The following is a 14,211-nucleotide window of genomic DNA, read 5'->3' on the forward strand; positions in this document are numbered from 1 at the left end:
ACACGGAGTGAGAGCAGTGGCGAACGAGGAGAAGCTGGTCGAGTACCTCAGGTGGGTGACGACCGACCTGTACCGGACCAGGGAGCGGCTGCGTGCGGTGGAGGCCGTGTCGACGGAGCCGGTGGCCGTGGTGGGGATCGGATGTCGTTATCCGGGGGGCGTGCGGTCGCCGGAGGATCTGTGGCGGTTGGTGGTGGAGGGTGGGGACGCGGTCGCGCCGTTGCCGGTGGATCGGGGGTGGGACCTGGAGGGGTTGTTCGATCCGGAGGCCGGGCGGCCGGGGTCGAGTTATGTGCGGGCGGGTGGGTTCCTGGACGCGGTGGGGGAGTTCGACGCGGGGTTCTTCGGGATCTCGCCGCGTGAGGCGTTGGCGATGGATCCGCAGCAGCGGTTGTTGTTGGAGACGTCGTGGGAGGCGGTCGAGCGGGCGGGGATCGATCCGTTCTCGCTGCGGGGGACCCGGACGGGCGTCTTCGCCGGCGCGACCGCCCAGGACTACGGACCTCGGCTGCACGAGGGCTCGGAGGACCTGGGCGGCTATCTGCTGACCGGCGGCACCCCCAGCGTGATCTCCGGTCGCGTCGCCTACACGCTGGGTCTGGAGGGGCCGGCGGTGACGGTGGACACGGCGTGTTCGTCGTCGTTGGTGGCGTTGCACCTCGCCGTGCAGTCGTTGCGGGCGGGCGAGTGCGATCTGGCCTTGGCGGGTGGGGTGACGGTGATGTCGACCCCCGGGATGTTCGTCGAGTTCAGCCGGCAGCAGGGCCTGGCTCCGGACGGACGGTGCAAGCCGTTCGCCGCCGCCGCGGACGGCACCGGCTGGGCCGAGGGCGTGGGTGTGTTGCTGGTGGAGCGCCTCTCGGACGCGCGTCGTCATGGGCATCCGGTGTTGGCGGTGGTGCGGGGCAGTGCGGTGAACCAGGACGGTGCGTCGAACGGGTTGACGGCGCCGAACGGTCCGTCGCAGCAGCGGGTGATCCGGCAGGCGTTGGCGAACGCGGGGTTGTCGGCGCGGGACGTGGACGTGGTGGAGGCGCACGGCACCGGTACCCGGCTCGGCGACCCCATCGAGGCCGAGGCGCTGCTGGCGACCTACGGCCAGGACCGGCCCGAGGGGGAGCCGCTCCGGCTGGGATCGGTGAAGTCCAACATCGGGCACACCCAGGCGGCGGCGGGTGTGGCCGGTGTCATCAAGATGGTGGCGGCGATGCGGGCCGGTGTGCTGCCCGGGACGCTGCACGTGGACGAGCCCTCGCCGCAGGTGGACTGGGACTCGGGCGCGGTCGAGCTGCTGACGGAGGCCCGGGAGTGGGGTGCCTCGGCGGAGCGGCCGCGCCGGGCCGCCGTCTCCTCGTTCGGGATCAGCGGGACCAACGCGCACGTGGTGCTGGAACAGGCGCCGGCGCAGCCGCGGTCGGACGGCGACCCGGCCGCGGGCCGCGCGGCGGACGGCGGCGGGGTGATCCCGTGGGTGCTCTCGGGCCGCTCCCCCGAGGCGCTGGCCGGACAGGCCCGGCGGTTGCTGTCCCACCTCGACGGCCGGGCCGACGAGCGGCCGGCAGACACCGGCCTCGCGACGGTGGCCACCCGGTCGCTCTTCGAGCACCGCGCCGTGGTCCTGGCCGACCGCGCGGACCGGGAGGGATTCCGCACCGGACTGGCGGCGCTGGCCGAGGGGCGTTCCGTCCCGCGGGTGATCGTGGGCGACGCGGCGGGCCCGGCCGGCCGGGTGGTGTTCGTGTTCCCTGGTCAGGGGGCGCAGTGGGTGGGGATGGGGGCTGAACTGCTCGATTCTTCGCCGGTGTTCGCGGCGCGGTTGGTGGAGTGTGCGGAGGCGTTGGCGCCGTTCGTGGAGTGGGATGTGTGGGATGTGGTGCGGGGGGTGTCGGGGGCCGCTTCGTTGGAGCGGGTGGATGTGGTGCAGCCGGTGTCGTTCGCGGTGATGGTGTCGTTGGCGGCGTTGTGGCGTTCGTACGGTGTGGTGCCTGCGGCGGTGGTGGGGCATTCGCAGGGGGAGATCGCGGCGGCGTGTGTGGCGGGTGCGTTGTCGTTGGAGGACGCGGCTCGGGTGGTGGCGTTGCGCAGTCGGGTGATCGCGGAGGGGCTTGCCGGGCTGGGTGGGATGGTGTCGTTGGCGTTGAGCCCTTCCCGTGCTGCGGAGTTGGTGGCGGTCGGGTCGGGTGGGTTGTCGGTGGCGGCGGTGAACGGTCCGAACTCGGTGGTGGTGTCGGGGGAGCCGGCGGCGTTGGAGGGGTTGCTGGCGGAGTGTGAGGCTCGGGGGGTGCGGGCGCGTCGGATCGCGGTGGACTACGCCTCGCATTCCGGGCAGGTCGAGTCGGTGCGGGAGCGGTTGCTGGACGTGGTGGGCGAGGTCGTTCCCCGGTCGTCGGAGGTGCCGTTCTGCTCGTCCGTGACGGGGGACTTCCTGGAGTCGGAGGGGCTGGACGCCGGGTACTGGTACCGGAATCTGCGGGAGCCGGTGCGGCTCGACGAGGCGGTGGCGCGGCTGTCGGGGCGGGGTTACGGGGTGTTCGTCGAGGTCGGCGCGCACCCGGTGCTCGGCCCGGGGATCCAGGAGACCGTTGAGGAACTCGGCGCCACCGCCGTCGTGGTGGGGTCGCTGCGGCGGGGGGAGGGCGGCCCGGACCGGTTCCTGACCTCGGCCGCCGAGGCCTTCGTGCGGGGTGTTCCGGTGGACTGGACGGCCGCCTTCGTCGACGCCGACGCCACCGCGACGGAGCTGCCGACGTACGCGTTCCAGCGGCAGACCTACTGGTGGCAGCCGGCTCCGGCCGCGACGGGCGACGCGAGCACCCTGGGGCTGGAGCCGGTCGACCACCCCTTCCTGGGCGCGGCGCTCGCGCTGCCCGACTCCGACGGGGTCCTCCTCACCGGCCGTCTCTCGCTGGCCACCCACCCGTGGCTGGCGGACCACACCGTCCTCGGGACGACCGTCGTCCCCGGCACGGCCCTGGTCGAGCTGGTCTTCCAGGCCGCCGACCGGGCCGGGTGCGGCCGGGTGGAGGAACTCACCCTGCACGCTCCGCTCGTGCTGCCGGACCAGGGCGCGGTGGCGTTCCAGGTGGTGGTCGGCGGGCCCGACGAGGCCGGCCGTCGCCCGGTGAGCCTGCACTCCCACCCGGTGGGCGCCCCGGCCGAGCAGCCGTGGACCGGACACGCCACCGGGGTGGCGGGGCCGGCCGGAGCGGACCGGGAGGGCGACCCCGGTCCGGCGGCCTGGCCCCCGCCGGGGGCCGCACTCGTTCGGATCGACGGGCTGTACGCGGAGCTGGCCGAGACCGGTCTGCCCTACGGCCCGGCCTTCCGAGGCGTCAGGGCCGCCTGGCGGCGGGGCGACGAGGTGTTCGCCGAGGTCGTGCTGCCGGAGGGGACCACCGCTGAGGCCGGACGCTTCGCCGTGCACCCGGTGCTGCTGGACGCCGCCCTCCATGTCATCGCCCTGGCCGGTCCGGCCGCGGCGCCGCAGGACGGTCTGCCGCGACTGCCGTTCGCCTGGGAAGGCCTGACGCTGCACGCCGTCGGCGCGACCGCGCTGCGGGTCGGGGTCACCCCGCTGGGGGCCGGCCGGGTGGCGCTGAGCGTGGCCGACACCACGGGGCGGCCGGTCGCCGCGATCGAGTCGCTGGCGCTGCGGCCGGTCACCCGGGACCAGCTGGAGGACATCGGCCGGGCCCACGGGGAGGCGCTCTTCCAGGTCGACTGGGTCGCCGTCGGTGCGCCGCCGGCCGCGGTGCCGGAGACCTCGCCGGGCGCCTCGGTGGGGACCTCGCCGGGCTCCGGCCGCTGGGTCGTAGTGGGTCCGCCGGGCGTGGGGCTCGACGCCCCGACAGCCGACGGCGCGGTGGGCGGGTCGTTCCCCGATCTGCGCTCCGTGGCGGAGGCGGCCACGCGGACCGGCGGCCCCGTGCCGGAGGTGGTCCTGCTGTCCTGCGCCGAGCCCGAGGTGAGCGGCGTGCACGCCGACCCGGCGGTGGCGAGCCGTGCCCTGGTCGGCCGCGTCCTGGACGCCCTCCAGACCTGGCTGGCCGACGACCGGTTCGCCGGCTCCCGCCTGGTGGTGGTGACCCGGGGAGCCGTGGCCGTCCGCCCCGGTGAGGGAGCGGCCGCGCCGGTGCAGGCCCCCGTGTGGGGGTTGGTGCGGGCGGCGCAGGCGGAGAACCCCGGCCGCTTCGTGCTGCTGGACCTGGACGGGGCCGTGGACCTGGACGAGGACCCGGCGTCCGTGGCCGCGGCGGTCCACTCCGGCGAACCGCAACTCGCGCTACGGGCCGGCCTGCTGAGCGTTCCCCGGCTGGCCCGGGCGGTGCCGGCGCTGGAGCCTCCCGCCGGGGCGGCCGCCTGGCGGCTGGACATCGCGGGCAAGGGCACCCTGGAGAACCTGGCGCTGCTGCCGGGCCCGGAGGGCCTCGCCGACGGCCCGTTGGCCGAGGGACAGGTCCGGCTCGCGGTCCGGGCCGCCGGCCTCAACTTCCGTGATGTCGTCGTGGCGCTGGGTCTGGTGCCGAGGCTCGACGGGCTGGGCATCGAGGGCGCCGGCGTGGTCACCGAGGTCGGTCCCGGTGTGACCGGCCTGGCCGTCGGCGACCGGGTGATGGGCCTCTTCGCCGGCGCGTTCGGCCCGGTCGCGGTGGCCGACCACCGGGCTGTGCTGCCGATCCCCGACGGATGGTCCTTCGCCGAGGCGGCGGCCGTCCCCGTGGTCTTCCTGACCGCCTACCACGGCCTGCGGGACTTGGCGGACCTGCGTCGCGGAGAGGCGGTGCTGATCCACTCGGCAGCCGGCGGCGTCGGCATGGCCGCGGTGCAACTGGCCCGGCACTGGGGGGCGGAGGTCTTCGGTACGGCCGGTCCGGGGAAGTGGGGCACCCTGCGGTCGTCGGGTCTGGACGAGGCGCACATCGCCTCCTCCCGCGACCTCGACTTCGAGGCGCGGATCCTGGCGCGGACCGGGGGCTGCGGGGTGTCGGTGGTGCTCAACTCGCTGGCGGGGGAGTTCGTGGACGCCTCGCTGCGACTGCTGTCCCGGGGCGGGCGCTTCCTGGAGATGGGCAAGACCGACCACCGGGACCGGGCCGAGGTGGCGGCCCGGCACCCCGGCGTGGACTACCGGATCTTCGACCTGATGGAGGTCGACCCCGGGCGGATCGGCGAGATGCTCCGGGAGGTCCTGGCCCTCTTCGAGGCCGGCGTGCTGCACCGGACGCCGCTGACCGTCTGGGACGTCCGGCGGGCCCCGGAGGCCTTCCGCCACCTCCGCCAGGCCCGGCACGTCGGAAAGATCGTCCTGACCGTGCCGTCGGACCCCGACCCGCGGGGCACCGCGCTGATCACCGGCGCCCCGGGGACGCTGGGCGCGCTGACCGCCCGGCACCTGGTGACCCGGCACGGCGTCCGGCACCTGCTGCTGGCCTCGCGCCGGGGCGCGGAGGCCGAGGGGGCCGCCGCCCTCGCCGCCGAGCTGACCGCACTCGGCGCCACCGTGACGGTCGCCGCGTGCGACGTCACGGACGGCCGGGCCGTGGCCCGGCTGCTGGCCGCGATACCGGCCGCGCACCCGCTCACGGCGGTGGTGCACACGGCGGGCGTCCTGGACGACGGGGTGGTCCCCTCGCTGAGCCGGGAGCGGCTCGATCGCGTGCTGGCCCCGAAGGTGGACGGCGCCTGGCACCTGCACCGGCTCACCGCGCAGCTGGACCTCGCGGTCTTCGCCCTGTTCTCCTCCGCCACCGCGCTGGTGGGCGCCGCCGGCCAGGGCAACTACGCGGCGGCCAACGCGTTCCTGGACGGGCTGGCCCACCACCGGCGCTCGCGCGGCCTGCCCGCCCTCTCGCTGGCCTGGGGGCTGTGGGCCGAACGCAGCGCCATGACGGGGCATCTCGAAACCGCCGACCTGACCCGGATGCGGCGGGTCGGCATGGGGGCGCTGTCGACCGAGGACGGCCTGGCCCTCTTCGACGCGGCCCACCGCACGGGCGGGCCGGTGGCGGTGCCGATGCGGCTGGACGCCGCCTCGCTGCGGGCGCAGGCGGCCGCCGGTGCGGGCCTGGCCGCAGTGCCGCCACTGCTGCGCGGGCTCGTCCGGGTCACCGGCCGTCGGGCGGTGGCCGCCGAACAGCCCACCGGGGGGACGACGTTGGCGCAACGGCTCGCCGGACTCCGCGCGCCGGAGCGCGAGCGACTGGTCCTGGACCTGGTCCTCGACGAGACGGCCGTGGTGCTCGGACACGGCCTCGCGGGAGCGGTCGACGCACGGCGGGCGTTCCGGGAGCTCGGCTTCGACTCGCTGGCCGCCACCGAGCTGCGGAACCGGTTGAACGCTGCGACCGGACTGCGGCTGCCGACCACCACCGTGTTCGACCATCCGACGCCGGCCGAGCTCGCGGCCCTGCTGCGGGCCCGCCTGCTGGAGGAGGCCGATGCCGATGGAGCACCCGGCGGCGCGTCCCCGGGAACGTCCGCCGGAGCGGCCGTCCTGGCGGAACTCGACCGGCTGGAGGGCGCGCTCGGCGAGGTGACGCAGGACGACGACGCCGTGGCCGGGATCACCGAGCGCCTCGAAGCCCTCCTCGGGAAGTGGAAGGACACCCGGGCCTTCGACGTGGAGGCCGCGCCCCGGGCGGATTTCGAGTCCGCCACCGTGGACGACATCTTCTCGCTCATCGACGAGGAATTCGGACTGTCCTGATCCGCTCCGCTGTCCCTTGTTCTGCCGCTCCGCTGTGCTCCGCCCGCTTGTCCTGCTCCGCCCGTTCGTGCCGCTCCGCCCGCTTGTCCTGCTCCGCCCTTTTGTCCCGCTCTGCTGTCCCGACCGCTCGGCCTGACTTCGAACGGCGCTCCTGGCCTCTACCCGTTGGACGGATTCCCGATGGATAACGAAGAGAAGCTCCTCGACTACCTGAAGCGCGTGTCCGCCGATCTGCGGCAGACCAGGGAGCGGCTGCGTGCGGTGGAGGCCGTGTCGACGGAGCCGGTGGCCGTGGTGGGGATCGGATGTCGTTATCCGGGGGGCGTGCGGTCGCCGGAGGATCTGTGGCGGTTGGTGGTGGAGGGTGGGGACGCGGTCGCGCCGTTGCCGGTGGATCGGGGGTGGGACCTGGAGGGGTTGTTCGATCCGGAGGCCGGGCGGCCGGGGTCGAGTTATGTGCGGGCGGGTGGGTTCCTGGACGCGGTGGGGGAGTTCGACGCGGGGTTCTTCGGGATCTCGCCGCGTGAGGCGTTGGCGATGGATCCGCAGCAGCGGTTGTTGTTGGAGACGTCGTGGGAGGCGGTCGAGCGGGCGGGGATCGATCCGTTCTCGCTGCGGGGGAGCCGGACGGGCGTCTTCGCCGGCGCGCTCTCCCAGGAGTACGGACCTCGGTTGCAGGAGGGCTCGGAGGACCTGGGCGGCTATCTGCTCACGGGCAACACGCTCAGTGTGTTGTCGGGGCGTGTGTCGTATGCGTTGGGTCTGGAGGGGCCGGCGGTGACGGTGGACACGGCGTGTTCGTCGTCGTTGGTGGCGTTGCATCTGGCGGTGCAGTCGTTGCGGTCGGGTGAGTGTGATCTGGCGTTGGCGGGTGGGGTGACGGTGATGTCGACCCCGGGGATGTTCGTGGAGTTCTCGCGGCAGCGGGGGTTGTCGCGGGATGGTCGGTGCCGGTCGTTCTCGGTGGATGCCGAGGGGTTCGGGATGGCCGAGGGTGTGGGTGTGTTGCTGGTGGAGCGGTTGTCGGATGCGCGTCGTCATGGGCATCCGGTGTTGGCGGTGGTGCGGGGCAGTGCGGTGAATCAGGACGGTGCGTCGAACGGGTTGACGGCGCCGAACGGGCCGTCGCAGCAGCGGGTGATCCGGCAGGCGTTGGCGAACGCGGGGTTGTCGGCGCGGGACGTGGACGTGGTGGAGGCGCACGGGACGGGGACCACGTTGGGGGACCCGATCGAGGCGCAGGCCCTGCTCGCCACCTACGGCCAGGAGCACTCGGCGGACCGGCCGTTGTACCTCGGGTCGGTGAAGTCGAACATCGGGCATCCGCAGGCGGCGGCGGGTGTGGCCGGTGTCATCAAGATGGTGGCGGCGATGCGGGCCGGCGTGCTGCCCAGGACGCTGCACGTGGACGAGCCGTCGCCGCATGTGGACTGGTCCTCGGGCGCCGTGGAGTTGCTGACGGAGGCCCGGGAGTGGGGTGTCTCGGCGGACCGGCCGCGCCGGGCCGGGGTGTCCTCGTTCGGGATCAGCGGGACCAACGCGCACGTGGTGGTGGAGCAGGCGCCCGACGAGGAGTCGGCGGAGTCGCCGGGTGTGGTGCCGGGTGTGGTGCCGTTGGTGGTGTCGGCGCGGGGTGGATCGGCCCTGCGGGGGCAGGCGGAGCGGCTGGCGGACTGGTGGGAGGACCGGGCCGAACTCGCTTCGGTGGATGTGGGGTTCTCGCTGGCCTCTGGGCGGGCTCGGTTGGAGCGCCGGGCGGTGGTGGTCGCGGCGGACCGGGCCCAGGGATTGGCGGGCCTGCGCGCGCTCGCCTCGCCCGAGGTCTCGCCCGAGGTCTCGTCCGAGGTCGTGGAGGGTACGGCCGATCTGCTGGACGCGACAGGTGTGGTGTTCGTGTTCCCTGGTCAGGGGGCGCAGTGGGTGGGGATGGGGGCTGAACTGCTCGATTCTTCGCCGGTGTTCGCGGCGCGGATGGTGGAGTGTGCGGAGGCGTTGGCGCCGTTCGTGGACTGGGATGTGTGGGATGTGGTGCGGGGGGTGCCGGGGGCCGCTTCGTTGGAGCGGGTGGATGTGGTGCAGCCGGTGTCGTTCGCGGTGATGGTGTCGTTGGCGGCGTTGTGGCGTTCGTACGGTGTGGTGCCTGCGGCGGTGGTGGGGCATTCGCAGGGGGAGATCGCGGCGGCGTGTGTGGCGGGTGCGTTGTCGTTGGAGGACGCGGCTCGGGTGGTGGCGTTGCGCAGTCGGGTGATCGCGGAGGGGCTTGCCGGGCTGGGTGGGATGGTGTCGCTGGCCCTGAGCCCCTCCGGAGTAGAGGAGTTGGTGGCGGCCGGGTCGGGTGGGTTGTCGGTGGCGGCGGTGAACGGTCCGAACTCGGTGGTGGTGTCGGGGGAGCCGGCGGCGTTGGAGGGGTTGCTGGCGGAGTGTGAGGCTCGGGGGGTGCGGGCGCGTCGGATCGCGGTGGACTACGCCTCGCATTCCGGGCAGGTCGAGTTGGTGCGGGAGCGGTTGCTGGACGTGGTGGGCGAGGTCGTTCCCCGGTCGTCGGAGGTGCCGTTCTGCTCGTCCGTGACGGGGGACTTCCTGGAGTCGGAGGGGCTGGACGCCGGGTACTGGTACCGGAATCTGCGGGAGCCGGTGCGGCTCGACGAGGCGGTGGCGCGGCTGTCGGGGCGGGGTTACGGGGTGTTCGTCGAGGTCGGCGCGCACCCGGTGCTCGGCCCGGGGATCCAGGAGACCGTTGAGGAACTCGGCGCCACCGCCGTCGTGGTCGGCACTCTGCGGCGCGGCGAAGGCGGCCAGGGGAGGCTGCTGACGTCGCTGGCGGAGGCGTGGGTGCGGGGTGTTCCGGTGGACTGGAGCGTGGCCGTCGCCGGTGGGCGGCGGGTGGATCTGCCGACGTACGCCTTCCAGGGTGAGCGCTTCTGGTTGGAGCCGGCGGTCGCGCCGGGACTGAGCACCGTGGACGCGTTGCGTTATCGCGTGGTGTGGCGGCCGTTGGGCGCGGTGTCGGCGGGTGGGTCCGTGGCGGTGTCCGGGGGTGAGTGGTTGCTGCTGGTCCCGGAGGGTGCCGTGGACGGTGGTTGGGGTGCGGCGTTGGCGGCCGAACTGGCCGAACGGGGTTTGCGTGCGCGGGTGTTGGTGGTGGGTGGCGGGTGTGATCGTGAGTCGCTGGCGGCGGTGGTGAAGGAGGCCGGGCCGGTCGGGGTGGTGTCGTTGTTGGCGGCCGGTGCGGGGTCGGTGGTGGCCGGTGGTGCGGTGCCGTGGGGGTTGGCGGCGACGGTGTCGTTGGTGCAGGCCTTGGAGGGGGTCGGGGTTCGGGCTCCGTTGTGGTGTGTGACGCGGGGTGCGGTGGCGGTCGGCGCCGACGAGCAGGTGCCGAGTCCGGAGCAGGCGATGCTCTGGGGTCTGGGTCGGGTGGTGGCCGCCGAGTTGCCGGACCGCTGGGGCGGCATCGTGGACGTACCCGACGTACCCGACGTACCCGACGTACCTGACGTGGAGTTGGTGCGGGGGGTGGTGTCCGCGCTGGTGGGTGGGCACGGTGAGGACGAACTGGCGGTCCGGGAGTCCGGGGTGTTCGTGCGGCGGTTGGAGCGGGCGCCGTTGGCGGGGGTGGCTCCGGTCCGGAGCTGGGAGCCGCGTGGCACGGTGGTGATCACGGGGGCCACCGGTGCGCTCGGTCGCCATGTCGCCCGCCGACTGGCCGGCACCGGCGCCGAGCACCTCCTGCTGCTGAGCCGCAGTGGCCGATCCGCGCCCGATGCCGAGGCGTTCGAGGCAGAGCTCACCGCCCTGGGTGCGAAGGTCACCATGGTCGCCTGTGATGTGTCCGACCGGGCGGCGGTGGCGCAGGTGCTGGCCGGACTGCCCTCGGAGTACCCGCTGACGGCCGTGATGCACACGGCGGCGCTGCTCGACGACTCCCTGATCGGCGATCTGACGGTTGATCAGATGGAGCGGGTGCTGCGTGTCAAGGTCGGCGGCGCCCGGGTGCTGCACGAGCTGACCGAGGGCCTGGATCTCTCCGCCTTCGTGCTGTTCTCCTCGATCGCCGGCACCTGCGGTCTGGCCGGGCATGCCAACTACGCGCCGGGCAACGCCTATCTGGACGCCCTGGCCCATCACCGGCGAGCCAAGGGCCTGCCCGCCACCGCGATCGCCTGGGGGCACTGGGACGGCGGCGGTATCGCGGCCCCGGCCATCGAGGAGCAGATCCGCCGGCGTGGTGTCCTCACCTTCCGCCCGGAGCTGGCGCTGGACGCGCTCGGAGGCATCCTCGACCACGACGAGACCGCGGTCGCCGTCTTCAGCACCCGCTGGGACGGTACGGGGCTCGGCGCGGGAGGCCGGCCGGTCCCGCTGCTGAGCGAACTCCTCACCGCCGGATCCCCGGCGGCCGACCCGGACCGCACGGCCGTGACCCCCTCCGACGGGCCGTCGGATCTGGTACGCCGCCTGGCCGAACTCTCCGCCGAGGAGCAGCGGAAGGCGCTGCTGGACATCGTCCGCCAGGTCGTGACCTCGGTCCTGCGGCACTCCTCCCAGGACACCGTCCTGCCCGGCCGTGCCTTCAAGGACCTCGGCTTCGACTCGCTGACCGCCGTCGAACTGCGCAACCGCCTGCGGGCGGCCACCGGGCTCCGGCTGGCCGCCACCCTGATCTACGACCGCCCGACTCCCCTCGCGCTCGCCGGGCACCTGCACGCCGAACTCCTCGGACACCTGCCCGCCGCCGCGGCCGTCCTGCCGGTGACGGCCGGCTCCGACGAGCCCGTGGTGATCGTGGGGATGAGCTGCCGGTTCCCCGGCGGTGTGCGCTCGCCGGAGGACCTGTGGCGGTTGCTCGACACGGGCACGGACGCGATCTCGGGCCTGCCCACCGACCGGGGCTGGGACCTCGGTTCCCTCTACGACGCCGACCCCGAGGCGACCGGACGGTCCTACGTCCGGGCCGGTGGATTCCTGAACGCCGCAACCGACTTCGACGCGGGGTTCTTCGGGATCTCGCCGCGTGAGGCGTTGGCGATGGATCCGCAGCAGCGGCTGCTGCTGGAGACGTCCTGGGAGGCCTTCGAGCACGCGGGCATCGACCCCGAATCGGCCCGGGGCAGCAGGACCGGGGTCTTCGCGGGCCTCAGCATGCAGGACTACGCGACGCTGCTGCGCGATGCGTCGAGCGAGGTCGAGGGCTACGCGGTGACCGGCAGCGCGGGGAGCGTGTTGTCGGGGCGTGTGTCGTATGCGTTGGGTCTGGAGGGGCCGGCGGTGACGGTGGACACGGCGTGTTCGTCGTCGTTGGTGGCGTTGCACCTCGCCGTGCAGTCGTTGCGGTCGGGTGAGTGTGATCTGGCGTTGGCGGGTGGGGTGACGGTGATGTCGACCCCGGGGATGTTCGTGGAGTTCTCGCGGCAGCGGGGGTTGTCGCGGGATGGTCGGTGCCGGTCGTTCTCGGTGGATGCCGAGGGGTTCGGGATGGCCGAGGGTGTGGGTGTGTTGCTGGTGGAGCGGTTGTCGGATGCGCGTCGTCATGGGCATCCGGTGTTGGCGGTGGTGCGGGGCAGTGCGGTGAATCAGGACGGTGCGTCGAACGGGTTGACGGCGCCGAACGGTCCGTCGCAGCAGCGGGTGATCCGGCAGGCGTTGGCGAACGCGGGGTTGTCGGCGCGGGAGGTGGATGTGGTGGAGGCGCACGGGACGGGGACCACGTTGGGGGACCCGATCGAGGCGCAGGCCCTGCTCGCCACCTACGGCCAGGACCGGGCCGCCGGTGTGCCGCTGTGGTTGGGGTCGGTGAAGTCGAACATCGGGCACACCCAGGCGGCGGCGGGTGTGGCCGGTGTGATCAAGATGGTGGCGGCGATGCGGGCCGGCGTGCTGCCCAGGACGCTGCACGCCGACGAGCCCTCGCCGCACATCGATTGGGACTCCGGGGCGGTCGAGCTGTTGACCCGGGCCCGGGAGTGGGACACGGGGGAGCGACCCCGGCGGGCGGCCGTCTCCTCGTTTGGGATCAGCGGGACCAACGCGCACGTGGTGTTGGAGCAGGCGCCGCCGTCGGAGGAACCGGCAGCCTCTCCCGCGGCTCCTCCGGTGGTGCCGTTGGTGGTGTCGGCGCGCGGTGGTGCGGCGCTGCGGGGGCAGGCGGAGCGGTTGGCGGACTGGTGGGAGGACCGGGACGAACTGGCGCTGCCGGATGTGGGGTTGTCGTTGGCGGCAGGGCGCGCGCGGTTGGACCGGCGGGCGGTGGTCGTCGCGGCGGACCGGACCCGGGCGTTGGCCGGCCTGCGCGCCCTGGGCGCAGCCGACCCGGCAGCGGGGGTGGTCGAGGGTACAGCCGATCTGCGGGACGAGGCGGGCGCCGTCTTTGTCTTCCCTGGTCAGGGGGCGCAGTGGGTGGGGATGGGGGCTGAACTGCTCGATTCTTCGCCGGTGTTCGCGGCGCGGTTGGTGGAGTGTGCGGAGGCGTTGGCGCCGTTCGTGGAGTGGGATGTGTGGGATGTGGTGCGGGGGGTGCCGGGGGCCGCTTCGTTGGAGCGGGTGGATGTGGTGCAGCCGGTGTCGTTCGCGGTGATGGTGTCGTTGGCGGCGTTGTGGCGTTCGTACGGTGTGGTGCCTGCGGCGGTGGTGGGGCATTCGCAGGGGGAGATCGCGGCGGCGTGTGTGGCGGGTGCGTTGTCGTTGGAGGACGCGGCTCGGGTGGTGGCGTTGCGCAGTCGGGTGATCGCGGAGGGGCTTGCCGGGCTGGGTGGGATGGTGTCGTTGGCGTTGAGCCCTTCCCGTGCTGCTGAGTTGGTGGCGGTCGGGTCGGGTGGGTTGTCGGTGGCGGCGGTGAACGGTCCGAACTCGGTGGTGGTGTCGGGGGAGCCGGCGGCGTTGGAGGGGTTGCTGGCGGAGTGTGAGGCGCGGGGGGTGCGGGCGCGTCGGATCGCGGTGGACTACGCCTCGCATTCCGGGCAGGTCGAGTCGGTGCGGGAGCGGTTGCTGGACGTGGTGGGCGAGGTCGTTCCCCGGTCGTCGGAGGTGCCGTTCTACTCGTCCGTGACGGGCGGCCGGGTGGACACCACGACGCTGGACGCCGGGTACTGGTACCGCAATCTGCGGGAGCCGGTGCGCTTCGACCAGGCGGTCCGGGCCTGCGTGGAGGACGAGTTCCGGGTGTTCGTCGAGAGCAGCGCGCACCCGGTGCTGAGCCCGGCCGTCGAGGAGACGGCGGAGGCACTCGGCGCCACCGCCGTCGTGGTGGGGTCGCTGCGGCGGGGGGAGGGCGGTCCGGACCGGTTCCTGACGTCGCTGGCGGAGGCGTGGGTGCGGGGTGTTCCGGTGGACTGGAGCGTGGCCGTCGCCGGTGGGCGGCGGGTGGATCTGCCGACGTACGCCTTCCAGGGTGAGCGCTTCTGGTTGGAGCCGGCGGTCGCGCCGGGACTGAGCACCGTGGACGCGTTGCGTTATCGCGTGGTGTGGCGGCCGTTGGGCGCGGTGTCGGCGGGTGGGTCCGTGGCGGTGTC

2 protein-coding genes are annotated in these 14,211 nt (G+C 73.6%); both read left to right on the plus strand.

Translation table 11 applies throughout. The features are described from left to right. The first annotated feature begins 16 nt into the window (after positions 1 to 16). A complete protein-coding gene (locus tag ACFXHB_RS36155; RefSeq protein ID WP_380579805.1) occupies positions 17 to 6,706 on the plus strand; it encodes an SDR family NAD(P)-dependent oxidoreductase in 6,690 nt (2,229 codons plus the stop codon). A gap of 180 nt (positions 6,707 to 6,886) precedes the next feature. Continuing rightward, positions 6,887 to 14,211 (plus strand): SDR family NAD(P)-dependent oxidoreductase (locus ACFXHB_RS36160; protein ID WP_380579807.1); only part of this gene is annotated, 7,325 nt, incomplete at its 3' end.

Source organism: Kitasatospora sp. NPDC059327 (genome assembly GCF_042752535.1).
In the GTDB taxonomy this organism is placed as follows: domain Bacteria; phylum Actinomycetota; class Actinomycetes; order Streptomycetales; family Streptomycetaceae; genus Kitasatospora.